The 24,436-nt window shown below is 69.9% G+C and carries 16 protein-coding genes and 2 pseudogenes; 10 read left to right on the top strand and 8 right to left on the bottom strand.

Annotated elements, in window-relative coordinates:
• Positions 1-238: 238 nt before the first annotated feature.
• From ACIP8W_RS14720 to ACIP8W_RS14710, 3 genes and pseudogenes are all read left to right on the top strand, one after another.
• Entirely contained in the window at positions 239-1,099 is an 861-nt protein-coding gene (locus ACIP8W_RS14720; RefSeq protein WP_401955319.1) for a M24 family metallopeptidase, read from the top strand.
• The gene (locus ACIP8W_RS14715) at positions 1,096-2,880 is read left to right on the top strand and encodes an SDR family oxidoreductase (protein ID WP_401955020.1); all 1,785 of its coding nucleotides are present in this window, start codon (positions 1,096-1,098) and stop codon (positions 2,878-2,880) included. Before ACIP8W_RS14720 ends, ACIP8W_RS14715 begins: the two co-directional genes overlap by 4 nt.
• A 62-nt stretch (positions 2,881-2,942) precedes the next feature.
• Positions 2,943-3,777 (top strand): annotated as a pseudogene (locus tag ACIP8W_RS14710) (metal-dependent hydrolase).
• Positions 3,778-4,009: 232 nt separating this feature from the next.
• Here the strand turns inward: ACIP8W_RS14710 and ACIP8W_RS14705 are convergent.
• Positions 4,010-4,915, bottom strand: a complete 906-nt coding sequence (locus ACIP8W_RS14705) for an LLM class flavin-dependent oxidoreductase (protein WP_402149113.1) — start codon at positions 4,913-4,915, stop codon at positions 4,010-4,012.
• Positions 4,916-5,091: 176 nt separating this feature from the next.
• Here ACIP8W_RS14705 and ACIP8W_RS14700 point away from each other — a divergent pair, with 176 nt between their 5' ends.
• The 3 genes from ACIP8W_RS14700 (at position 5,092) to ACIP8W_RS14690 (ending at position 7,252) form a co-directional block, all read left to right on the top strand.
• Positions 5,092-5,382 (top strand): hypothetical protein, encoded by a 291-nt coding sequence (locus ACIP8W_RS14700; RefSeq protein ID WP_401955016.1) that lies wholly within the window; start codon positions 5,092-5,094, stop codon positions 5,380-5,382.
• Positions 5,383-5,460: 78 nt separating this feature from the next.
• On the top strand, positions 5,461-6,243 hold the full coding sequence (locus tag ACIP8W_RS14695) for a VOC family protein (RefSeq protein WP_401955014.1): 783 nt from the start codon (positions 5,461-5,463) through the stop codon (positions 6,241-6,243).
• 115 nt (positions 6,244-6,358) lie between these two features.
• Complete coding sequence (locus tag ACIP8W_RS14690; protein WP_401958671.1) at positions 6,359-7,252, top strand: HAD family hydrolase; 894 nt, start codon at positions 6,359-6,361, stop codon at positions 7,250-7,252.
• A gap of 45 nt (positions 7,253-7,297) precedes the next feature.
• Here the strand turns inward: ACIP8W_RS14690 and ACIP8W_RS14685 are convergent, their stop codons facing one another.
• The 5 genes from ACIP8W_RS14685 to hisC all read right to left on the bottom strand — a co-directional run bounded on the left by ACIP8W_RS14685 (position 7,298) and on the right by hisC (position 16,552).
• Positions 7,298-9,061 (bottom strand): GAF domain-containing protein, encoded by a 1,764-nt coding sequence (locus tag ACIP8W_RS14685; RefSeq protein ID WP_402203192.1) that lies wholly within the window; start codon positions 9,059-9,061, stop codon positions 7,298-7,300.
• 20 nt (positions 9,062-9,081) lie between these two features.
• Entirely contained in the window at positions 9,082-12,618 is a 3,537-nt protein-coding gene (cydD, locus tag ACIP8W_RS14680) for a thiol reductant ABC exporter subunit CydD (RefSeq protein WP_402203190.1), read from the bottom strand.
• Positions 12,619-12,715: 97 nt separating this feature from the next.
• Complete coding sequence (gene cydB / locus ACIP8W_RS14675) at positions 12,716-13,720, bottom strand: cytochrome d ubiquinol oxidase subunit II (protein ID WP_401958680.1); 1,005 nt, start codon at positions 13,718-13,720, stop codon at positions 12,716-12,718.
• 14 nt (positions 13,721-13,734) lie between these two features.
• Entirely contained in the window at positions 13,735-15,243 is a 1,509-nt protein-coding gene (locus tag ACIP8W_RS14670; protein ID WP_401958682.1) for a cytochrome ubiquinol oxidase subunit I, read from the bottom strand.
• Positions 15,244-15,472: 229 nt separating this feature from the next.
• Positions 15,473-16,552 carry a histidinol-phosphate transaminase gene (gene hisC / locus ACIP8W_RS14665; protein ID WP_401958683.1) on the bottom strand — a complete coding sequence of 360 codons (1,080 nt, stop codon included), beginning with the start codon at positions 16,550-16,552 and terminating at the stop codon, positions 15,473-15,475.
• Positions 16,553-16,938: 386 nt separating this feature from the next.
• Here hisC and ACIP8W_RS14660 point away from each other — a divergent pair, with 386 nt between their 5' ends.
• The 3 genes from ACIP8W_RS14660 to ACIP8W_RS14650 all read left to right on the top strand — a co-directional run bounded on the left by ACIP8W_RS14660 (position 16,939) and on the right by ACIP8W_RS14650 (position 20,582).
• On the top strand, positions 16,939-18,051 hold the full coding sequence (locus tag ACIP8W_RS14660) for a LacI family DNA-binding transcriptional regulator (protein ID WP_401958685.1): 1,113 nt from the start codon (positions 16,939-16,941) through the stop codon (positions 18,049-18,051).
• A 438-nt stretch (positions 18,052-18,489) separates the two neighbouring features.
• Positions 18,490-19,608 carry a metallophosphoesterase gene (locus ACIP8W_RS14655; RefSeq protein ID WP_402203324.1) on the top strand — a complete coding sequence of 373 codons (1,119 nt, stop codon included), beginning with the start codon at positions 18,490-18,492 and terminating at the stop codon, positions 19,606-19,608.
• 146 nt (positions 19,609-19,754) lie between these two features.
• Positions 19,755-20,582, top strand: coding sequence for a hypothetical protein (locus ACIP8W_RS14650; protein ID WP_401958686.1), 828 nt, complete (start codon positions 19,755-19,757; stop codon positions 20,580-20,582).
• A 72-nt stretch (positions 20,583-20,654) separates the two neighbouring features.
• Here ACIP8W_RS14650 and ACIP8W_RS14645 read toward each other — a convergent pair whose 3' ends face one another.
• Positions 20,655-20,807, bottom strand: a complete 153-nt coding sequence (locus tag ACIP8W_RS14645) for a thiamine biosynthesis protein ThiC (RefSeq protein ID WP_402151126.1) — start codon at positions 20,805-20,807, stop codon at positions 20,655-20,657.
• A gap of 76 nt (positions 20,808-20,883) precedes the next feature.
• On the opposite strand from ACIP8W_RS14645, the gene ACIP8W_RS14640 reads away from it, so the two are divergent.
• A complete protein-coding gene (locus tag ACIP8W_RS14640) occupies positions 20,884-22,455 on the top strand; it encodes a recombinase family protein (RefSeq protein ID WP_402151121.1) in 1,572 nt (523 codons plus the stop codon).
• A gap of 129 nt (positions 22,456-22,584) precedes the next feature.
• Here ACIP8W_RS14640 and ACIP8W_RS14635 read toward each other — a convergent pair.
• Positions 22,585-24,046, bottom strand: a pseudogene (locus tag ACIP8W_RS14635) (replication initiator).
• Between the last annotated feature and the right edge of the window lie 390 nt (positions 24,047-24,436).

Raw genomic sequence — 24,436 nt, 5'->3', positions numbered from 1 at the left:
TGGCGGTCGTATCCATGTCAGCCTCCAGATGTAGGGACCCGTAAGGGGTACGTAAGGGATCACCCGCCGCCGTTCCAAATTAGCGGAGCCGTCCGCGGACCCCCGAGTTATCCACAGGCAGGGGCGGAGGGCTTTATCCACAGGCGGGGACCGGCGCTTGACGCAGCCGCCGGGCGTTGCCACATTCGTCGGGTGTCACCGTGCGAACACGGAGCGCACACGGATGGAGGGCGCCATGATGTCGGGAAGCATCGGCTCGCGGTACGGGCCGAGCGGCGAACAGGCCGCGGAGTTACGGGGGTTCAGAGAGGTCCAACGGCTGGCTTACGCCTGCGCTCAGGCCGTCGCCGAACGGCTGAGACCGGGAATGACGGAGCGCGAGGCGGCGCGGATGCAGCGTGAGTGGCTACGAGAGCGTGGCGTGCGCGACTGGTTCCATCTGCCCTTCGCCTGGTTCGGCGACCGGACGGCGTTCGCCGGTTTCCGGATACCGCTCCAGTTCTTTCCCACCGGTCGGCGGCTGGCGGAGGGCATGCCGTACATCCTCGATCTGGCGCCGGTCCACGGCGGATTCTCCGCCGATGTCGGCTACTCGGGCTGTCTGGGACGAAATCCGCTGCACGACAAGCTCCTCACCGATCTCGGGGCACACCGTGAGCTGATCCTGCGGGAGGTGCGCGAGCGGCGCTCGTTGCGGGAGATCTACGCGGACGTGGACCGGCTGATGGTGCGCCAGGGGTATGCCAACCGGCACCGGGCGTATCCCTTCGGCCTCATCGCCCACAGGATCGGCCGTGTGAAGGACCGCCGTTGGTCGCCCCAGGTGTTCGGCTTCGGCACCCAGGCGCTCAAGGGGCTGGCGAGCGACGCGCTGCGCGGTCACCGCGATGGCTGGTCACCGCTGTGGAGCCCGTACGCGTTCTCCGACCACCCGCCCACCCCGGGGCTGTGGGCGGTCGAGCCACATCTCGGATTCCGGTGTACGGGCGCCAAGTTCGAGGAGATGTTGGTGGTGACCGACTCCAAGGACCCTGTGCAGAGCGCGTTCTGGCTGGATGACGATCTGCCGCATGTGCGGCGTTGGACGGAGACCGGATGAGTACGGAAGGACAGCGGGCCGACGGCGCGGGGGCGCGCGAGCGCAGGATCCGCACGGGCGGTGTCGAGCTGAGCGTCGCCGAGCTGGGCGATCCCGAGCGGCCCACCGTGCTGCTCGTGCACGGCTATCCGGACAGCAAGGAGGTCTGGTCGGCGGTCGCCGAACGGCTCGCGGAGCGTTTCCACGTAGTGCTGTACGACGTGCGGGGCCATGGCGGGTCCACCGCTCCGGTCCCGCTGCGCGGCGGCTTCACGTTGGAGAAGCTGACGGACGACTTCCTGGCGGTCGCCGACGCGGTGAGCCCCGGCCGGCCGGTCCATCTGGTCGGCCACGACTGGGGTTCCGTACAGGGCTGGGAGTTTGTCACCGTGGCGCGGACCGAGGGCAGGATCGCCTCGTTCACCTCGATGTCGGGGCCGTCCCTGGACCATCTGGGCCACTGGATCAAGCGGCGGGCCACCCGGCCGACCCCGCGCCGGGCGGGGCAGCTTCTCGGGCAGGGCGCCAAGTCCTGGTACGTCTGTCTGCTGCATACGCCCGTGCTGCCCGAGCTGGCCTGGCGCGGCCCTCTCGCCGCCTGGTGGCCGAAGTTCCTGCGGCGGAGCGAGAAGCTGCCCGCCGGGGCCTATCCGACACCCTCCCTGCCCCAGGACGCGGCACACGGGGCGTGGCTCTACCGGGACAACGTCCGTTCCCGGCTGCGCCGTCCGCGTACCGACGCCCGTGCGCACGCCCCGGTCCAGCTGATCATTCCGACCGGCGACGCGTTCCTGTCTGAGCGGCTCTACGACGATCTGGACCAGTGGGTTCCGGAGCTGGTACGCCGCTCGGTGCCCGCCAAGCACTGGATACCGCGTACCCGGCCCGACCAAGTAGCCGCCTGGATCGATGAGTTCGTCACCGGCCACGAGAGCGGCGGACGCCCGGCCGGGGCGGACGCGCCGAGCGGCCCGTACACCGAACGCTTCGGCGGACAGCTGGTCCTGGTCACGGGCGCGGCCGACGGTATCGGCCGGGCCACCGCCTTCGCGTTCGCCGAGGCGGGCGCGCGGATCGTGGCGGTCGATCTGGATCTGGAGGGCGCCGCGAGGACCGCCGAGCTGGCCCGGCTGATCGGCGCCCCCGCTGCCTGGGCGGAGCAGACCGATGTCGGCGACGGAGCGGCGATGGAGAAGCTCGCGGAGAAGGTCGCCCGGGAGTACGGAGTCGTCGATGTCCTGGTCAACAACGCCGGGATCGGACTGTCGGGACCGTTCCTCGACACCACGGCCGAGGAGTGGAAGAGGGTCCTGGACGTCAATCTCTGGGGCGTCATCCATGGCTGCCGGCTCTTCGGCGGGCAGATGGCCGAGCGCGGCGAGGGCGGCCATATCGTCAACATCGCCTCCGCCGCGGCCTATCAGCCCTCGAAGGCGCTGCCCGCGTACAGCACCTCCAAGGCGGCGGTGCTGATGCTCAGCGAGTGTCTGCGGGCCGAGCTGGCCGGGCGGTCCATCGGGGTCTCCGCGATCTGCCCCGGCTTCGTCAGCACCGGCATCACCTCCACGACGCGCTTCACCGGCGTCGGCGCCGAGGAGCAGGAACGGCTCAGAAAGAAGACCACCCGGCTGTACCGCCTGCGCGGCTATCCCCCGGAGAAGGTCGCCGGGGCGATCCTGCGCGCCGTCGTGCGCGATCAGGCCGTCGTACCGGTCGCTCCGGAGGCACGCGGCGCGCGGCTGCTGTCCCGGATCGCACCACGGGCGCTGCGCGACGCCCTCGCCCGGGTGGAGCCGCTGTGAGCGCCGGACAGCCGACGGACGGGGAGAGCGTCGGTCCGGAGGAGCCTCCGGGCCACCACGCCATCGCACCGCGGCGGGTCTCGTTCGACTGGCGGGGCACCCCGCTCCACTGGATACCGGACGAGCCGACCGCCACCCATGTGCTGCATCTGCTGCTGCCCGCGGGCGAGCGCTGGTTCGTGAAGGTCTTCAAGGAGGTCCTGCCGCTGGTCCGCGATCCCGAACTCCGCCAGGACGTCAAGGGTTTCATGGGCCAGGAGGCCACCCACAGCGTGCAGCACTCCTATGTCATGGACCATCTGGCCGAGCAGAAGCTGGACACCCGCGCGTACACCCGGCACGTCGACTTCCTCTTCGAGCGGCTGCTCGGCGAGAAGCCACCGTGGGGCATCCCCTTGCCGACCGGGAAATGGCTGCTCCACCGGCTGGCGTTCATCGCCGCGATCGAGCAGTTCACCGTGGTCATCGGCGACTGGGTGCTGCGCGCGGAGGCACTGGACCGCGCGGGCTCCGACAAGGTGATGCTCGATCTGCCGCGCTGGCACGGCGCGGAGGAAGTGGAGGGAGCACCGGACCGTGGTGTTCGAGATGTACGAACACTGCGGAGGCCCTGGTCCGGCGCGGTACGCCCGCCGGATCGCGACCATGTGCGTCACCGCGCCCGTACCGCTGTGAATGTGGGCCTGGGGCGCCGCCTATCTCGTCCGGCACGATCCGCGCCTGGCGGGTCGGCCGCGGTACTCACTGCGGGAACACAACAGGGCAGTGGCCAAAGGGCTGTTGCCCCGCTGGGGCAAATTGAGCTCGGCGATACCCCGCTACTTCCGCAGGTCGTACCGCCCCTCAGGCGAGGGCTCGTTGAGCAGGGCCGTCGACTACCTCGGCCGGAGGACCTAACGGGCCCAAGGGACTTGGAAGCGCCCACCTCAATACAGCCACAACAAGGGCGAATTTCCCAAATACCCAGGTGGACCAGGCGGGTTGTCCACAGAATCCCCAAGCGCCCTGTGGATAAACCGAGTTGGCTGTGGATCAAACCTATGGACCCGCACGACTTCGACACCACTGGCGTTTCAACATCACCAGATGATGATTCGGATGACCGGAAGATCCTATGAGCAGTGCACCATCAGGAGATCGAGGGCAGCTGCGCCAGCGCCTCCGTACCGATCCGCTCGAAGACCCGCTGGTCAGCGGCGAACTCCGAGTCCGGGATCGGAGAGTGGACCACGATCTCGGTGATCCCCAGCTCGAAGTGCCTGCCCGCGAAATCCACGAACGCGTCGAGGGACTCCATCGGCCCGCTCCGGTCCGGGGTGAAACCGGTCAGCAGGATCTTCTCCATCGCGGACACCTCGCGCCCGATCTCCGCGCACGCTGTGCCGAGCCGGTCGATCTGCCCGCGAATGGCCGCCCGCGACTCCTCCGGCGTGCCCGTCTCGTACAGCTTCGGATCCCCCGTCGTCACCCACGCCTGACCATGCCGGGCCGCGAGCCGCAGCCCGCGCGGGCCGGTGGCCGCCACCGCGAACGGCAGCCGGGGCCGCTGCGCGCAGCCCGGCAGACCGCGCGCCTCCACCGCGGAGTAGAAGGTCCCCTCCTGCGTCACGGCACCCTCGGTCAGCAACCGGTCCAGCAGCGGTACGAACTCCGCGAACCGGTCCGCCCGCTCCTTCGGTGTCCACGCCTCCTGGCCCAGCGCCACGGCGTCGAACCCCGTACCGCCCGCGCCGATACCCAGAGTGACCCGGCCCTCCGAGATGTCGTCCAGCGCGATCAGGTCCTTGGCCAGGGTCACCGGATGCCGGAAGTTCGGCGAGGTGACCAGGGTGCCGAGGCGGATCCGGGACGTGGCCGCGGCCGCCGCCGTCAGCGTCGGAACCGCGCCGAACCAGGGCCGGTCGCGAAAGCTCCGCCAGGACAGATGGTCATAGGTGTACGCGGTGTGGAAACCCAGCTCCTCGGCGCGCTGCCACTCGGCGCGGCCGCCCTCGCTCCAGCGGCGTACAGGAAGAATCACGGTGCTCAGACGCATGCCACGAGCCTAACGGGGCCGAGAGAGGCGCCCCGCCTCGATCACGAATTGCGGGCACGCCCGTCCGGAGAGACGCTGGAAGGAGCGCGACCGGGTCTTCGGCACGGCCATCCGCGGCCCCCCGCCACCAACCGCGCGGGTGCGCCGGGCACGGTCCCGCCGGAAGGGTGAGCGCCATGAGGATGCTACTGACCGCGCGGCTGGACACCGCGACCGCCAACCACGCCGTCAACGACGGCACCCTGACCAAAACCATCGAAGGTGTCATCGAGCACCTGAAGCCGGAGGCGGCGTACTTCACGGCCATCGACGGCCGCCGCACCTGCCTCCTCGTCTTCGACATGAAGGACGCCGCCGAAATGCCGTCCGTCGCCGAGCCCTTCTTCCACGCCGGCGCCAAGGTCACCCTGCACCCCGTCATGAACGCCGACGACCTCCGCGCCGGACTGGCCGGCCTGGCTCGCTGATCAACAACAGCCGGCCACCACAACGGCCGCCCGACGCAGAGACCACCGCTGACCGCCGACAGACGCTGGAGACGACAGATGCCCGAAGTCACCGCTCCGTACGAACCCGGCACACCGTGCTGGGTCGATCTGATGGTCCCGGACCAGCAGGCCGCCCTGGACTTCTACCGCGACCTCTTCGGCTGGCAGGGCGAGGTGGGCCCCGACGAGTTCGGGGGCTACTCGATGTGCACCCTGAAGGGCAAGCCGGTCGCCGGGATCATGAAGACGATGCCGTCGCAGGACGACACGCCCCCGCCGCCGCCCCACTGGAGCACCTACTTCTCCAGCGCGGACGCCGACGCCACCCAGAGCGCGATCAGCGCGAACGGCGGCTCGGTGGTCTCCCCCACCATGGATGTCGGCACGATCGGCCGCATGCTGATCGCCACGGACCCCCAGGGCGCGTTCTTCGGGGTGTGGCAGCCGCTGGACTTCCCCGGTGCCCAGATCGTCAATGAGCCCGGCGCGCTCATCTGGAACCAGCTGAGCACCTCGGATCCTCAGGCCGCAGGCGTCTTCTACCGCGCCGCGCTGGGTCTGGAGACCGCCCCGCTGCCCAATATGCCGGAATTCACCGGCTTCCTGGTCAAGGGACGCCCCATCGGCGGCGTACAGGGCATGGAGAACCTCCCCGAGGGTGTCCCGCCGCACTGGCTCGTGAGCTTCGCCGTGGACGATACGGACAGCACGGTGGATGCTCTCGTACGCGCCGGGGGATCGGTGCTGGCGCCGGCCTTCGACATGGACAAGGTCGGCAGGATGGCCATCCTGCAGGACCCCCAGGGCGCGGTCTTCTCGGTGGTCGCCGCCGGCGCCTGACCTCCACCCCCGTCCGAGCCGAGCCGTCGGGCGGCACCCCACCCGGGTGCCGCCCGACGGCTCAAATGTGCGCCCCTCCGCACGCCCGTGCGTATTCGTACGGGAGAATGGCCTGGTGACCTCGCCCCATGGACCCAATGGATCAGTGCCCCCGCTCGACGACTCCCCGCTCCCCGCCCGGCCACGGCTGATCGCCACCGATCTCGACGGCACCCTGCTGCACGACGGCAAGTCCGTCTCGGACCGTACGATCAAGGCGCTCGCGGCCGCCGAGGAGGCCGGCATCGAGGTCTTCTTCGTGACCGGACGGCCCGCCCGCTGGATGGATGTCGTCAGGGACCATGTACACGGCCACGGCATGGCCATCTGCGCCAACGGCGCCTCGGTCGTCGATCTGCACGACGACGGCAAGCTGCTCAGCCACCGCCCGCTGGACCGCGCCGTCGCCCTCGGCGTCGTACAGACACTGCGCGACGCCGCCCCCGGGACGACCTTCGCGGTCGAGACCGCCACCGGCATCCACTACGAGCCGACGTACCCGCGTTTCTACGAGGACCCGGGCGCCACCCTCGCCACCGCAGAGCAACTCCTCCAGGAATCCGGCTCCGGTACGGACGCCACCGCCCCCGTGCTGAAGCTGCTCGCGCACCACTCCGAGCTGACCCCGGACGGCTTCCTCACGCTGGCCCGTGCCGCCGTGGGCGAGCAGGCCACCCTCACCCGCTCCAGCCCGACCGCGCTGCTGGAGATCAGCGGCCCGGGGGTGAGCAAGGCCAGCACCCTCGCGCTGTGCTGCGCCGAGCGCGGCATCTCCTCCGACGAGGTCGTCGCCTTCGGCGACATGCCCAACGACCTGGAGATGCTGACCTGGGCAGGGACCTCGTACGCGATGGGCAACGCCCACCCGGACGTGCTCGCCGCCGCCTCCGGCCGCACCCTCACCAACAACGAGGACGGCGTGGCGATCGTCATCGAACAGATCCTGGCCCGGCAGCAGCAGGCCCGGTAATACGGCGCGGACGGGCCCGGTGGGGTCCGAGCGAGGCCCGGCGGTTCACAGCGGAGCCTCCCAGAGCACCGTCGTCCCGCCGCCGTCCGCCCCGAGTCCCCCCTCGTACCGGCTCGACCCGCCCAGCGACTCCGCCCGCCGCCGGAGGTTGCGCAGCCCGCTGCGCCTGCCGCCGTCCGGGATCCCCACCCCGTCGTCGGCGACCGACAGCCGTACCGCACCCCTGCCGTCCGGCAGCCGGGCGGTGGCGTCGACGACGACGACGATACGGGTCGCCCCCGCGTGCCGGAAGGCGTTGGAGAGGGCCTCGCGGAGAGCGGCGATCAGGTTCTTCCCCACCAGCTCGCCGACGGCCGAGTCGACCGGGCCCGCGAAGTGGTGCGCGGGCCGGAACCCCAGCGGCACCGCCGCCATGTTGATCTCCCGCAGCACCCGCGTGCGCAGCCCCGACGGCTCCTCGGCGGGCCCCCGCTGGAGCGCGAAGATGGCCGTACGGATCTCCTGGATCGTCACATCCAGCGCCTCGACCGCCTTGTCGATGCCCTGGTGCACCTCCGGCGCCACCGATCCGCGCTGGGCGCTCTCCAGCATCATCCCGGTGGCGAACAGCCGCTGGATGACCAGGTCGTGGAGATCGCGGGCGATCCGGTCACGGTCCTCCAGGACCGCCAGCCGCTCCCGGTCGCGCTGCGCCTCGGCCATTCTCAGCGCCAGCGCCGCCTGCGAGGCGAACTGGGCGGCCAGCGTCCTTTCCCGCTCCCCGAACCGGCGCCCGCCGCGTACCCGGGGTGTGGCGAGCGCGCCGAGCACCCGGCCATCGGTGCGCAGCGGCAGCAGCATGCTCGGGCCGAAACCGACCACCAGCGTGCTCGTCATCCGGGGGTCGGTGGGGGAGTCGTCCACGAAGACGGGCTCACCGGCCAGCAGTGTCGCGGCGAGGGGGCTCTCCGCCGGAATGACATCACCGGGTTTGACGGCGGGATGGTCCGGCGCGACCGCCACGATCTCCAGCCCGCCGTCCGCCGTCCGCAGCAGCACCACGCCCACCGCCGAATCCGCCAGCCTGCGCGCCTGTTCGGCGACGACCGAGAGCGCGTCATCGGCCTCGCCCCCGGAGAGCAGGGCGGTGGTGACGGCCACCGACCCCTCGATCCACCGCTCGCGCTGCCGGGCCGCCTCGTACAGCCGGGCGTTGCCGATGGCGATGCCGGCTTCGGTCGCGAGCACCCGCAGCATGTGCAGGTCGTAGTCGCTGAACTCGGCCGGGGCGGCGCGGCCCGCCACGTCCTCGCGGGGCGACTTCCCGGCCAGATAGAAGTTGCCGAGGATCTCGCCCCGGCCATGGATCGGCACCCCCAGGAACGTACGCATCGACGGATGGCCCGACGGGACGCCGGCCGCGCGCGGGTCCGCCGGCAGATCGGCGAGCCGGATCGGGTCCGGATGCCTCAGCAGTACGCCGAGCAGCCCGGCGTTCCCGTCCGGACGGTGTCCGATCCCCCGGGCCACGTCCTCGTCCACCCCGTACGTGACGAAATCCGCGAGGCCCTCGTCCGTCCCGTCGACCACCCCGATCGCGGCGTACCGGGCGCCGACGAGTTGGGCCGCGGTCGCGCAGATCCGGTCAAGTGTGGCGTGCAGCCCGAGGCCCGCGCCGGCCGAGCACATCGCTTCCAGCAGTTGTGGCACCCGCGCGGCGGTCTCGGCGGACAGACCCTCCAGGCTGGCGGCGGCGCGAAGAGCGGCTTCCAGGGGGTCCAGGTCGGAGGAGGGGGCGTCGAGAGGATCCAGAGACTCGGGCACATCCATACCCCTGAGCCTAATAAGTCCTATTTGACAAGGAAAGTCGGCTTCCGTGCGTCGAGCAGATCACCGGCCCGCTCCCGCTCCAGCATCCGTCGCAAGGGCCCCTCCTCCGAAGCCAGTTCACCGTAGGGACCACGCTGTACGGGACGGCCCCCGTCCAGCACGATCACCTCGTCCACCGTGTCCAGCCCCTGGAGCCGGTGGGTGATGAGCAGCGTCGTACGCCCCTCGGTCGCCGCCAGCAGATCGGCGGTCAGCGCGTCCGCCGTCGCCAGATCCAGATGCTCGGCGGGTTCGTCCAGGACCAACACGGGGAAGTCCGCGAGCAGCGCGCGGGCCAGCGCCAGACGCTGCCGCTGGCCGCCGGAGAGCCGGGCGCCGTGCTCGCCGACCAGGGTGTCGATGCCCGCGGGCAGGGCGTCCACCCAGTCCAGCAGCCGGGCCCGGCGCAGCGCGTCGCGCAGTTCGCCGTCGGTGGCGTCCGTACGGGCGAGCCTGAGGTTCTCCCGTACGGAACTGTCGAAGAGGTGCGCGTCCTGGGCGCACAGCCCGACGAACCGCCGGACGGTGTCCCCGTCGAGCGCGGCGATGTCCGTACCGCCGAGACGGCAACTGCCCTCGCGCGCGTCCAGGAAGCGCAGCAGCACCTGCGCGAGCGTCGTCTTGCCCGACCCGGAAGGGCCGACGACGGCGACCCGCCTGCCCGCCGTCAGCGTCAGATCGAGACCGCTGAGCGCGTCCCGCCGCTGCCCCGGATACCGCGCGGCCAGCCCCCGCGCTTCCAGCGGGAACGGCGACCCGGGAGCGACCACCGGCCGCTCGGGCTCGTGTACGGGAACGGGGGCGTCCAGCACCTCGCACACCCGCTCCGCGCTCCGCCGCGACCGCTGCCGGTACCGCACGGCCTGCGGCAGCCCGGTAACCGCCTCGAACGCGGCGAGCGGGGTCAGGACGATCACGGCCAGCTCGACGCCCGCCAGCCGCCCGGCGCCGACCGCCTGGACCCCGGCGAAGGCAGCGGCGACCACCGTCAGCCCACAGGCCAGGGCCGAGAGCCCGCCGCCGAGCGCGTTGGCGGTCGCGCCCCGCGAGGCGATGGCCGTCAGCGTCCCGTCCGCCCGACGCGCCCGGCTCAGCCGGTCCCCGAGCGCGCCCGCGACGGTCAGTTCCGCGAGCCCCTGGAACAGTTCGGCGGCCTGCGCGGCCAGCAGTCCGCGCGCCGGGGCCAACCGCCGCTCGGCCCGCCGTGTGACCGTCCCGGTCAGCAGCGGTACGCCCACTCCGGCGGCGAGCAGCCCCACGGCCAGTACGGCGCCGGCCTCGGGCAGCAGCCATGCGGTGAACCCGACCGCGCCCACGGCGACAAGCAGGGCGCTGCCCACGGGGAGCAGCCAGCGCAGCCAGTAGTCCTGGAGTTCGTCCACATCGGCGACGAGCCGGGACAGCAGATCCCCGCGCCTGGTCTCGCGCAGCCCGGCCGGGGCGATGCGCTCCAGCCGCCGGTAGACGGAGACCCTGAGGTCGGCGAGCATCCTGAGCACCGCGTCGTGCGAGACGACGCGCTCGGCGTACCGGAAGACGGCCCGGCCGATACCGAAGGCCCGGGTCGCCGTCACCGCGACCATCAGATAGAGCACGGGCGGCTGTTCGGAGGCCCGCGAGATGAGCCAGCCGGAGACTGCCATGAGGCCGACCGCCGACCCGAGTGCGCAGCTTCCGAGGACCAGTGCCAAGGCGAAGCGCCCGCGCAGCTTCCCGGCGGCCGCACGCATTCGCGCGAGCGGACGCCCACCCCCACCGCCCGCGCCCTCGAAACCTGCTCCGGACACCTCCGCATCCTCGGGCGCGGCCGGTACGGGACGGACGATGTCACCCGGAACCACGGCTACCGGCTCCCCACCGGCGCCCGGCTCCCCCTGACGCCGGCTCTCCGCCGACAGCTCCACCACCCGGTCCGCCACCGCGAGCAGCGCGGGCCGGTGGACGACCAGCAGGACCGTACGCCCCCTCGCGAGCCGCCGTACCGCGTCGACGATGCCCGCCTCCGTCTCGCCGTCGAGCGCCGCCGTGGGCTCGTCCAGCAACAGCAGCGGCCGGTCCGCGAGGAAGGCCCGTGCCAGCGCGAGCCGTTGGCGCTGGCCGGCCGAGAGCCCCGCACCGTCCTCGCCGAGCACGGTGTCGGCGCCCTCGGGGAGCGCCGCCACGAACCCGGCCGCGCCCGCGTCCCGCAGCGCGTCCCGTACCGCCGCGTCCCCGGCGTCGGGACGGGCCAGCCGTACGTTCTCCGCGATCGTCCCGGCGAAGAGACGGGGCTGCTGGGGAACCCAGGCGATCCGCTCCCGCCAGCGGTCCGGGTCGAGGGAGGCCAGGTCCTGGCCGTCCACCCGTACCCGGCCCTCGTCGGGTACGGCGAACCCGAGCAGAACATTGAGCAGCGTGGTCTTCCCGACACCACTCGGACCGACCAGGGCGACCGTCTCCCCCGGCTCGACCGTGAGCGTGGCCGCGTCGAGCGAGGGCTCCGTACGGCCCCGGTGGCGGACCGTCACCCCTTCCAGCTCCAGCCGTAGCGCACCGGGCACCTCACCCGTGCCACCCGTCGGCGGCTCGGTCTCCAGGACCATGAAGATCTCCTCGGCGGCGGAGAGCCCCTCGGCCGCCGCGTGATACTGCGCCCCCACCTGCCGGATCGGCAGATACGCCTCGGGCGCGAGGACCAGCACCACCAGACCGGTGTAGAGATCGAGGTCCCCGTGGACCAGCCGCATCCCGATCCCGACCGCGACCAGCGCGACTGACAGCGTCGCGAGCAACTCCAGCGCGAAGGACGACAGGAAAGCGATCCGCAGGGTCCGCAGGGTGGCCTGCCGGTACTCCGAGGTGATCGAACGAATCGACTCGGCCTGCGCCTTGGCCCGACCGAAGACCTTGAGGGTCGGCAGCCCGGCCACCACATCCAGGAAGTGTCCCGACAGCCGGGACAGCAGCCGCCACTGCCGGTCCATCCGGGACTGGGTGGCCCAGCCGATGAGCGCCATGAACATCGGGATCAGCGGCAGGGTCACCACGATCACCGCCGCCGACACCCAGTCCTCGGTGACGATGCGCGCCAGGACCGCCACCGGCACCACCACCGCGAGCCCCAGCTGCGGCAGATAGCGCGAGAAGTAGTCGTCGAGGGCATCGACACCACGGGTGGCGAGCGCGACCAGCGAGCCGGTGCGCTGCTCGCTCAGCCAGCCGGGCCCGAGCCGGGCCGCCCGCTCCAGCAGACGGCCGCGCAGCTCGGACTTGACCGCGGCGCTGGCCCGGTGGGCCGCCAGCTCCGTCAGCCAGGCGACCAGGGCCCGCCCGACGGCGACGGCGGCCAGCAGAAACAGCGCGGTCCGCAGCTCGGAGACGCCCGACCCGCGCTGGAACGCGCCGACCACCACCTCGGCGATCAGCATCGCCTGCGCGATGACCAGTCCCGCTCCGACCAGCCCGAGAACCACCACCGCCACCAGGAAGAAGCGGGTGGCGCGGGCGTACCGGAGCAGACGCGGGTCGATTGGTTTCACGTGAAACACCCACTCCTCGTGGCGTGTACCGGCGGTGTGCCTGTACCGATTGGTTTCACGTGAAACACCGGCGATGTTTCACGTGAAACACGGTTCCTCAGTGCGCCGCGTCAGCGATGTGCTGGGTCCCGATCCGCTTGCGGAACACCCAGTACGTCCAGCCCTGGTAGAGCATGACGAGAGGCGTCGCGATCCCCGCGCACCAGGTCATGATCTTCAGCGTGTACGGGCTGGAGGAGGCGTTGGTGACATCAAGGTTCCACGCCTCATTGAGCGAGGACGGCATGACGTTCGGGAAGAGCGCCAGGAAGAACACAGCGACCACGCCCACGATCGCCACCCCGGAGAACGCGAAGGACCAGCCCTCACGCCCCGCCGCGATGGCCCCGATGGCGGCGGCCAGCGCCAGCACGGTGACGATCGCCGCGATCAGGGTCTTGCCATTGCCGTCCTCCGCCTGGGTCCAGGCCAGAAACCCGAGCACCAGTACGGCGGCGGTCGCGCCCAGACCGATCGCCAGCTTCCCCGCCCTGACCCGGATGTCCCCCACCGTCTTGAGCGCCGCGAACACCGCGCCGTGGAAGGTGAAGAGGACCAGGGTCACCAGCCCGCCGAGAAGTGCGTACGGGTTGAGCAGGTCCCCGAGGGTGCCGACGTACTCCTTGTGCGCGTCGATCTTGACTCCTCGCACGATATTGGCGAAGGCGACACCCCACAGCACGGCGGGGATCAGCGAGGTCCAGAAAATCGTGTGTTCCCAATTCCGCTGCCAGCTCTCCCCGGACCGCTTCACCCGGTACTCGAACGCGACCCCGCGCAGGATCAGACAGATCAGGATGAGCAGCACCGGCAGATAGAAGCCGGAGAGCAGCGTGGCATACCAGTCAGGGAAGGCGGCGAAGGTGCCTCCCACCGCGCTCAGCAGCCAGACCTCGTTCCCGTCCCAGACCGGGCCGATGGTGTTGATGAGGACCCGTCGTTCCTTGCGGTCACGGGCCAGCAGCTTGGTCAGCACCCCGATCCCGAAGTCGAACCCTTCGAGGAAGAAGTAGCCGGTCCAGAGAGCGGCGATCAGGACGAACCAGACGTCGTGGAGTTCCATGGCTCATCGACTCCTCAGTACGAGAAGGCCATCGGCCGGTCGGCGGCCGCGTGGTCGCCTCCGATCCGGGTGGGCGGGTTGAGGTCGTCGTCGGTGAGTTCGGGCGGCCCGGCCTTGACGTACTTCACCATCAGCCTGACCTCGATGACCGCAAGGACCGCGTACAGCAGGGTGAAGACGGTCATCGAGGCGATCACCTCACCCTGGGAGACACCGGGGGAGACCGCGTCGGCGGTGCGGAGTACTCCGTACACGACCCAGGGCTGGCGGCCCGTCTCGGTGAAGATCCAGCCCCAGGAGTTGGCGATCAGTGGGAAGAGCATCGTCCAGAGGGCGGTGATCCAGTACCACTTGGCGAACCTCGGGTGGAGCGCCTTCTTCCGGAAGAGCACCAGATTCGGCACTTCGTTCTCGCCCGTCCGCAGCACCGCCGGCAGCAGGAACTTCTTCCGGGTCAGCCAGAGTCCGAGCAGTCCGAGGGTGAAGGACGCCATGCCGAAGCCGATCATCCAGCGGAAGCTCCAGTAGGCGACGGGGATATTGGGCCGGTAGTCGCCGGGGCCGAATTTCTCCTGCTCCGCCTTGTTGATGTCGTTGATGCCGGGGACGTGCGAGGTGAAGTCGTTGTTGGCCAGGAAGGAGAGCAGTCCGGGGATCTCGATGGCGACCGAGTTGTGGCCCTTGTCGACGTCCCCGTAGGCGAACACCGAGAACGGCGCGGGCCCCTCGCCGTCCCAGAGCGCCTCGGCGGCAGCCATCTTCATCGGCTGCTGCTTGAACATGACCTTGCCGAGGGTGTCACCGCTGACGGCGGTGAACATGCCGGAGATCACCACGGTGATCAGCCCGAGGCGCAGCGAGGTCCGCATCACCGGGATGTGCTTCTTGCGGGCCAGATGGAAGGCCGCGATCCCGACCATGAAGGCGCCACCGACGAGGAAGGCGGCGGTCATGGTGTGGAAGAACTGGGTGAGCGCGGTGTCCTGGGTCAGGACCTTCCAGAAGTCGGTGAGCTCCGCCCGTCCCGCTTCCTTGTTGATCCGGTAGCCGACCGGGTGCTGCATCCAGGAGTTGGCCGCCAGGATGAAGTACGCGGAGAGGATCGTGCCCAGGGAGACCATCCACATACAGGCCACATGGATCTTCTTCGGCAGCTTGTCCCAGCCGAAGATCCACAGTCCGATGAAGGTGGATTCGAAGAAGAAGGCGATCAGCGCCTCGAAGGCGAGCGGGGCGCCGAAGACATCGCCGACGAACCGCGAGTAGTCGGACCAGTTCATCCCGAACTGGAACTCCTGCACGATGCCGGTGACGACCCCCATCGCGATATTGATCAGAAAGAGTTTGCCCCAGAACTTCGTGGCCCTGAGGTACTTGGGGTTCTCCGTGCGCACCCACGCCGTCTCCAGCCCCGCGGTGAGCGCGGCGAGCGAGATCGTCAGGGGCACGAAGAGGAAGTGGTAGACGGTGGTGATGCCGAACTGCCAGCGCGCCAGGGTTTCCGGCGCCAGAGCGAGATCCACGTCTTCTCTCCTTACGTCACATCGCCGCGTACGCCACAAGCCGGATCACAGCGGCAGCTTGCCCCTTTTACCCCGGGCGTACCACCAAGAACGGGACACGCTTGTGAACGCGTTCACATTCACAAGCATTATGTCGCACACCCTTCCGGATCTACACACGGGGGTCCCGAAACTCCGCACACAGCGAAGGGCGGCCCCGGAAGGGACCGCCCCGGCCACGCCCGACGGGCTACAGCTCCTTGCGGAACGCCTCCGCCGCGTGCAGGAAGAGGTCATTGGCCTCGGTCTCACCGATCGTCACCCGGACGCCCTCTCCCGCGAAGGGCCGTACGACCACTCCCGCCGCCTCGCAGGCCGCGGCGAAGTCCACCGTGCGCTCGCCGAGCCGCAGCCAGACGAAATTGGCCTGGGTCACCGGCACGGTCCACCCCTGGTCGACCAGGGTCCCGTACACCCGCGTACGCTCCGCGACCAGCGAGCCGACCCGGCCCATCAGCTCGTCCTCGGCCCGCAGCGAGGCGACCGCCGCCTCCTGCGCGATCTGGCTCACCCCGAAGGGGACCGCGGTCTTGCGCAGCGCGGCGGCGACCGGCTCATGGGCGACGGCGAAGCCGACCCGCAGCCCGGCCAGGCCGTACGCCTTGGAGAAGGTACGCAGCACGGCGACGTTCGGCCGGTCGCGGTAGAGGGCGATCCCGTCCGGCACCTCGGCGTCGCGGATGAACTCGCGGTACGCCTCGTCCAGCACCACCAGCACATCGCCGGGCACCCGGTCGAGGAACCGCTCCAGCTCGGCCCGGCGCACCACCGTGCCGGTCGGGTTGTTGGGGTTGCAGACAAAGATCAGCCGGGTGCGGTCGGTGATCGCCGCCGCCATCGCGTCCAGATCGTGCGTCTCGTCCGCCGTCAGCGGCACCGGCACGGAGGCCGCGCCCGAGACCTGGGTGATGATCGGGTACGCCTCGAAGGACCGCCAGGCGTACATGACCTCGTCACCGGGGCCCGCGGTGGCCTGAATCAGCTGCTGGGCGACGCCCACCGAGCCGGTGCCGGTCGCCACATGCGAGACGGGCACCCCGAAGCGATCCGCCAGCTCGCCGACCAGGGCGGTGCAGGCCATGTCCGGATACCGGTTGAAGACCCCCGCCGCCGAGACCGCCTGCTCCATCACCCCGGGCAGCGGCGGATAGGGGTTCTCGTTGGAGGACAGCTTGTACGCGACGGGCCCGCCGGACGCGGCCGGCCGACCCGGCCGGTAGGTCGGGATGCCGTCCAGTTCGGCGCGCAGCTTGGGGCTCGTCTCGCTCACCGCAGGTCCTCCTCGGCCGTTCACGGGTCAGTCCGTACACCTTCGACACCGAACGATTCCGTCCACGTTCAATACCCCTCACCCTATGAGGTTCCCGGCTCTCGCGAAGGGCGGCCTTCCGGAGAGGGGCGCGCTCGGGGTTCCGATGCGCGCCCGTGGCTCACGCCGTGGCGCGCATCCCCCGTAGAGGTGAGTTGAGACCTCTTCGAAACATGGACCCCTCAACAGGTCCAGACCGCACATTGCCTTGCAGATCAAAACAAGAACAGCCAACGCCCTTAACTTCTAAGCCAGTTGGGTATCTTCGACCATGCAGAAACGTGCCTGCTGCCGGGTGCATATGCGACCGGCCGCACCGCCCGCCCGAGCCCTACTATCGGCTCGCCATGACAGCAGCAGGGAAACACCAGGTGAGCCGGACGGACACAACCCGCCGGAGCAACCGGCAAACTCGAGCGGGCATCCGTGACGTAGCCGCCGCAGCCGGTGTCTCCATCACGACTGTCTCGGACGCCCTCAACGGCAAGGGCCGGTTACCCGACGCCACCCGCCGCCATGTCCGAGAAGTGGCGGAGCGCCTCGGCTACCGCCCGTCCGCCGCCGCACGAACCCTCCGTACCGGCAAGTCCGGCCTCATCGGCCTGACCGTGACCACGTACGGGGATGAACCTTTCACCTTCACCGAATTCGCCTACTTCGCCGAGATGGCCAGGGCCGCCACCTCCGCCGCGCTCGCCCGCGGCTACGCCCTCGTCATCCTCCCCGCCACCTCTCGCCATGACGTCTGGTCGAACGTCGCCCTCGACGGCACCGTCGTCATCGACCCCTCCGACCACGATCCGGTCGTCGCTGAACTCGTCCGCCAGGGCCTTCCCGTCGTCTCCGACGGCCGCCCCGCGGGCACCCTCCCCGTCACCGCCTGGGTCGACAACGACCACGAGGCGGCCGTCCTCGACCTCCTCGACCACCTCGCCGACGCCGGGGCCCGCAGAATCGGCCTGCTCACCGGCACCACCACGGACACCTACACCCGGCTCTCCACCACCGCCTATCTGCAATGGTGCGAGCGCGTCGGCCAGGACCCGGTCTACGAGTCCTATCCGGCCCACGACCCACGCGCCGGAGCCGTAGCCGCCGACAGGCTGCTGGCCCGGCCCGACCGCCCCGACGCCGTCTACGGGCTCTTCGACCCCAACGGCACCGACCTGCTCGCCGCCGCCCGCCGGTACGGACTGCGCGTCCCCGAGGACCTGCTGCTGGTGTGCTGCAGCGAGTCCGCCGTATACGCCGCCACCGAGCCGCCCATCACCACGCTCTCGCTCAAACCGCGCCGGATCGGCACCGCCGTCATCCAGCTCCTCATCGACGCCATCGAGGGGATCGACACCGGTCGGCCGGTCGAACAGGTCATACCGACCGAGCTGATCATCCGAACCTCCTCACAGCGCCGCCCGTCCCGCACGACGGTCAGCCCGCCGCGCTCACCCGCGGGCGACTGACACGGCGACCGGCCGCTTCACCCGCTCGCACAGCGACGCGAGCGGGTGAGACGAGCGGGCGAGACGAGCGGGCGAGACGAACGGGTGAGACGTACCAACGAGGCGTACCAACGAGGCGTACCGGCAAGGCATACCGACGACACGGCCTGGCGACACGGGCCGCTCCCTGAACGGCGGCCGGGAGCCCGCCAAGGGTCCGTCGCCCACGGGCCGTAGAATCTCCAGGACTGGCCGAAGGACCAGACCTTTCGCATTTCGGGCGATCGGCGCGAAAAACGCCGTCGAACCGAAGGTCCGACCGGATTCACCACCCCTGGTGCATCACAGAGGACCAGCGGCGTTCCTATGATGGGCGCACGACACCATGGACTCTCCCTCACCGTCGACGGGCTCACCCCGTCCGGCCGGGCGGGTCGAGAGGTGTACGGCGGCGCGACGGTGGTGGAGGGGTCGATGACACAGGGGGCCGGTCAGGGACCCGTGGTGCGGACGGCGACGTTGCGCGACTTCCGCGTGCCGCCGTACGCGCAGGTTCCCGTGCAGTCCGGACAGCCGGGACAGCCCGGACCGTCCGACCCTGCGCCCGGCGGCCCGTCGGGGCATCCCGGCAACGCGTTCCCGGACGACGAGCTGCCCGAGGGCTACACCCCCACCGAACTCGACCTTCCGGTGATCAACCGGGGGGACACCATCCAGGTCCAGATGGCCGACGTCGAGACACCCGACGGCCTCGGCCCGCTCTACGTGGTGGGCGATGTCCACGGCTACCTCGACGAACTCCACGCGGCCCTGGCCGAACAGGGCCTCATCGACGCCGAGGGCCACTGGGCCGCGGGCAACGCCCGGCTCTGGTTCCTCGGCGACTTCACCGACCGGGGCCCCGACGGCATCGGCGTCATCGACCTCGTCATGAGGCTCTCCGCAGAAGCGGCGGCCTCCGGCGGCTACTGCAAAGCCCTGATGGGCAATCACGAACTGCTGCTCATCGGCGCCAAGCGGTTCGGCGACACCCCCGTCAACTCCGGTGCGGGCACCGCCACTTTCCAGGCCGCCTGGCTGCTCAACGGCGGCCAGCGCACCGATATGGAACGGCTCCAGGATGTCCATCTCCAGTGGATGTCCCGACTCGACGCGGTCGTAGAACAGGACGGGCATCTGCTGATGCACTCCGACACAACGGCCTATCTCGACTACGGATCCACCATCGACGATGTCAACGACACCGTCCACCAGATCCTCACCCGCAATGATGCCGACGAATGCTGGGATTTGTTCCGTAAACTCACCAAACGCTTCGCTTTCCGCGACGAAGGCGGCCCGCAGGCGGTCCAGGAACTCCTCTCCCGGTACGGCGGACAGCGCGTCGTCCATGGCCACAGCCCGATTCCCTATCTGCTGGGCGAAGTCGGCGGCGAAGACGGCGAGGACGGCGAGGAGGACAGCGGGCCGGTCGTGGAAGGGCCGCACGTATATGCCGATGGACTTGCCATCGCCATGGACGGCGGCGTCACGATGGCGGGCAAACTGCTGGTGGTCCAACTCCCCCTGGCCGAATGAATCCCAAAGCACAGGCCAATTCCGGAAACCCCCTGTCACCCCGTGCCAGAACAGCTCTACCATCGGGTTATCCGTAGCAGGCTCTCCTCCGTTTACGGCAACAGCTCGTCCCACACGGGCGAACCGGCCCTACGGAGTATCGGGGGATGCAGATGAAAAGCGCTCCACACCTGCTGAGCGAGGATCGCGCGGATTTCGAGCGCATCCTCGACGAGGCATTGCGCACCGCACACGACCGTCCGGATCTCGCCAAGATCGGGCAGCGTCTCAACACCGCCCAACTGCGCACCATGGCCCTGAACTCCACCGCGCTGATCACCGAGTCGGCCGCCGCCGAGTACGCGCACTACGCGGAGCTCCGTGAGGACTTCCGCGCCCCCGCCGCCGACTCGGTCCAGGATTCCGTCCTGCACCCGGCCGGTGAAGGGGCACCGGACTCCGGCGCGGGGTTCGCCGCCGTCATCACGGTGCTGGTCCCGTTGTTGGGAGGCACCGCCGCGGTGATCTTCCTGCTGGTCGGCTACCTCCTTGAGGCGTTCAGTCCGCCGCCCGCCTTCGCCGCCAGCATGCTCGCCGTCGGCTGGTTCTTCGCCGCCGTCACCGTGGTCGGCATCCTGGCCGCCGCGATAGGTCTGCTGGTCACCGCCCTGCGCAACAGCGCGGCCCAGCTCCCGGCCGAGGAGTTCCCCGGCGGCGACCTGCCGGACGAGGTCGCCCGCGCCCGGGAAGCCTGGCGCCACGCCCTGCTGGAGCGCGGCATCCTGCCCTTCCTGAGAGACGCGCTCAACGACCCGAGCGCCACCCCGATCGCGCCGGGCCCGCCCCGCCGGGTGAAGCACCTGCCCAAGATCGGCTACAGCAGGCCGGACTTCTCCAGCCCGGACAAGGGCGCCACCGCAGGCCAGCGCCCGACCTTCAGCAGCCCCGACTTCACCAGTCCCGACTTCGGAGGCCCGGAGCACCCGCCGGAGTAACACCCCGACGGGCGGCCGGCCCTCTTCCCGAGGCCCGTCCCTCTTCGGGTGTCGGTCCCCCGCGTCCGGAGGTCAGTCCGCCAGCGGCAGATAGACGCGGTGGCCGGACGCGGCGAACTCCCTGGACTTCTCCGCCATACCCGCCTCGATCTCCACGGCCTCCGTGGACGGCGTACCGCCCAGCTCCCCGCCGTGCCGGCGCCTGATGTCCTGCGAGATCTTCATCGAGTAGAACTTGATCAAAGGCAGGACGGGCTGATCTACTGCCTGAAGTTCTTGGCACCAAGGAGGGGGTCCGACCATGGGAACGCGTGACGAGCTGATCGGCAAGCTCAGGGGGACGCCGGCGGATCTCCCGTCGGTCGCCGAGGTCCGGGCGATGCTGGATGCCAACCCCACCTTGAAGTGCGTGGTCTGCTACGCGCGCATCTCGTTCGACGGTCGGGTGAAGGACGCCCACGGCGTCGAGGACCAGCACCGGAACCTCAGCGAGAAGGCCCGCTCGTTCGGGTGGCTGGTGGTCTACCGCTACACGGACAACGACAAGAGCGCCAGCAAGGAGAACGTCGTCCGCGACGACTTCGAGCAGTTGGTGGTGGACCTCGCCGCCGGGCAGACGCCCGAGGGCTACCCCATCCACGGCGTGATGGCGGACAACGACGACCGGCTGTACCGGCGCCCCGGCGACTGGGAGCGGTACCTCCGGGCGTTCACCGCTCACGAGGGCCGGGTGTACTGGGACTCCAACGGCGTGCAGGATCTCTACGCCGAAGGCTTCGAGATCAAGGGACTCGTGGGTGTCGCGATGTCACTCGCGGAGACCCGGAAGAAGCAGCGACGTTCGCGCAACAGCCACCGCAACCGGGCCGTCCGTGGCCAGTCCGTCTCAGCGTGGCGCCCGTTCGGTTGGGACGACGACAAGATCACGCTGCGGGAGGTGGAAGCGGCTGCCATCAGGAAGGCCGTGAAGGACGTGATCTCTGGCGCGTCCATCTCCGAGATCACTCGGCAGTGGAAGAAGGCGGGACACCTCACCGCCCGGGGCAACCTCTTCCAGTACCAGAGCGTCAAGCAGGTGCTGCTGAACGCCCGGCTCTGCGGGTACCGCGAGATCAAGGACGAGTTGGTCCGCGATGGTGACGATCAGCCGGTGGTCGGCGAGTGGACGGCGATCATCACGCCGAAGGAGTGGTTCGCCGTGGTCGCGGCCATCCGATCCCGTGGTGGCAGCGGCCAGCCGGGCGGGAAGCTCGTCCACAAGTACCTGCTGACCAACATCCTCCGCTGCGGCAACACACTGGAGGACGGCACGAAGTGCAACCACCCGATGAAGGGCCAGAAGGCCAACGAGTGGGTCACGTATGAGCACGGGTACTTCTGCAAGAAGACCGTGGACGGCGGCTGCAACGGCACGTACAAACGCGGGGATGAGACCGACAAGCACATCGCCAAGCTCGTCCTGGCGAAGTTGAAGGCCGATGCCGCAGCGGCGGTCAAGGACGTACCGGACTGGGGCCGTGAGCATGAGTTGGAGGCCGCGCTAGGTCGACGGACCGCCCTCGAACAGCGTTGGAACGCTGGCGAGATCGATGACGAGCAGTTCTTCCGGAACCTCCCGACGGTGGACAAATCCATCAAGGAGTTGCGGGCCGATCAGGCGAAGAACATCGCGGCGAAGGCCGCCGCCGAGGAGGCGACAGCCGACGTCGAAAAGGAATGGAAGTCGAAGACCATCCGGCAACAGCGGGAGCTGATCAAGAAGGCTCTGCACGCGGTCATCGCGCTGCCCAGCGGCATGGGCAACAAGCCCTTCGATGTGGAGCAGCTCATCCCGGTGTGGAAGTCCGCCGAGTCAGCTGCACTCCCAGGATGAGGCCCATCTCCTGAAGCTGGTCGTTCGAGAAGCGCGTGGCCGTCGCCAAGTGCTTCTCGATCCAGCGGTCCACAGCCTCGTCGGGGCAGAGCCGGGAGAACGATGCGGAGGTGTCCGCCGTCAACGGTGTCACCGCATGTCCCCCTCTCGCTTGAGGCGCTGTGCTGCTGCTCGGTTGTCGCGGACGGTGTGCGCCAAGATCTCTTCGCCGGGGTTGTAGCCGGTGGCGAGGAATCGCCAGTTGGACAGGACGAGGGTGGTGGCCGGGTCGATGGGCGGTCGTCCGTCTCGGATTCGGGCTTGCTCGGCCTGCCAGGTACGGCGGGTGCCGCGCAGGTGGCCCAGGGTCGTGGAGTAGCGGCGGGACTTGGTGGAGAAGTGGCCCCGGAAGCCGAGCATGTGGGCCCACTTGGTCAGTTTGAGGTCGGCGAAGTCGGATGACCGGGTGCCGAGGTCCCAGCAGGTCCGGATCATCTGGCGGATGTGGCCGGCGCCCCGGAGATCGGCGATCGGTTCGGCGAGCCCGGTTCCCTCGCAGCGGTGGCACTCCTCGGTCAGGCCACCGCCGGTGGGTATTCGGCCGCGTCCCTTGCACGGGGTGCGGTAGAGGGGGTGGTCGATGGTGCCGGTGCTTTCGGCGCTCTTGGTGGCGTACTTGGCGATGTACCCGGCCACGGCGGCGTCGGTGAGCGGGGTGGAGCCGTCGGCGGTGGCGTCGGGGCGGGTGATCTCGCGGGTGTCGAGTTGGGTGCCCCAGGTCAGTTGGCGTTCTCCGATCGAGTCGCCGGTGATGGTGATCGCGACGCGGTGGGCGGCTTGGCGTACGGAGTCGGTGAGCAGGTCGGCGGTGGCCCAGTGGGGCGGGGTGGTAGTGCCGCCGTCGGGGCCGTCGAGTCGGATGATGGCGTGGAAGTGGATCAGGCCGCGCTTTTGGAACTCGGCGACCTTGGCGAAGGAGACGCGGCAGTGCTCGCGCAGCTCGGTGGTGGTGAGTCTGGCAGCGTGGGCGACGGCGCGGCGTAGGTAGGTGGTGAAGCGGGCCCAGAGGGCTCCGGCGTGGGCGTTGAAGAGGACGGCTCCGGCGTAGTCGTAGGTGGTGGTGTCGAGTGGGGTTCCGAGGGCGGGGTGGTCGGCTCGGTGGTGGTTGCCGCAGTGGCAGGGGCGGGGCTTGCCGGTGCGGGTGGTGGGCGGTTGTGGACGGGGCCGAAGCTGGGGGCGGTGAGGGTGGTGAAGACGCCGGGGTGGGTGCGGACGGTGTCGGGGGTGCCCTTGCCCCCGGAGAGTCCGGCGCGGATCAGGTGGTTGGTGTCGGCGGCGTAGGTGCGCGAGCAGGCGGGGCAGCGGGTGGCGCGGCGGTTGCCGCAGGCGACGAGGAGGCGGCCGAGGGGTTCATCGGCGGTGGTGTAATGCCGCAGCACTTCGTGGGTGGTGGAGTCCAACGTGGTTGTCTGGCCGGTGAGTTGGATCGGCTGGTGCAGCCGGCCAGGCGATCGACGGCGGTGGTGATGCGGTCGAAGTCGTCTCGCTGGGCAAGGGCGAGCAGGTCCCGGGTGAACAGGGAGGGGTCCGTGCGCGGGTCGATGTCGGTCATCTGGGCTGTCCTTCCGGGCAGTTGAAGGCATGGGGTGCCGTCGTGCCGACCACGAGGCGTGGTGCTCGCGGTCGGCGCGAGGCGGTTGGGCGGGAGGGGGGTTAGACCGAGGCGGCCGAGGTGATCAGCGGGGCAGCCGCAGGCTGTGGCGGCGAGGGCCCTTGACCAGGTTTGCGCATGGTCATCAGCGGCGCGGGGTTGAGCGGCCGGTTCCGGGTCCGGCGTGAGTGCGCGGGGCGGGCGCTGCCGGTTTGATCGGGGCAGGAGAGACGGGGGCGGTGCGGCATCAGGCGGCCCTACCTTTCAGATCACGGGTTGCCCGCAGCCATTCGTAGGGTTGTGGCACCCAGGGGGGTGGGGTGTGGCTCTCAGGCTGGCTGCCGTTCGTGG

It is taken from the genome of Streptomyces sp. NPDC088554 (assembly GCF_044752945.1).
GTDB lineage: Bacteria > Actinomycetota > Actinomycetes > Streptomycetales > Streptomycetaceae > Streptomyces.
The sequence above is the reverse complement of the archived record's forward strand: the minus strand, read 5'-3'. Positions and strand labels throughout refer to the sequence as shown.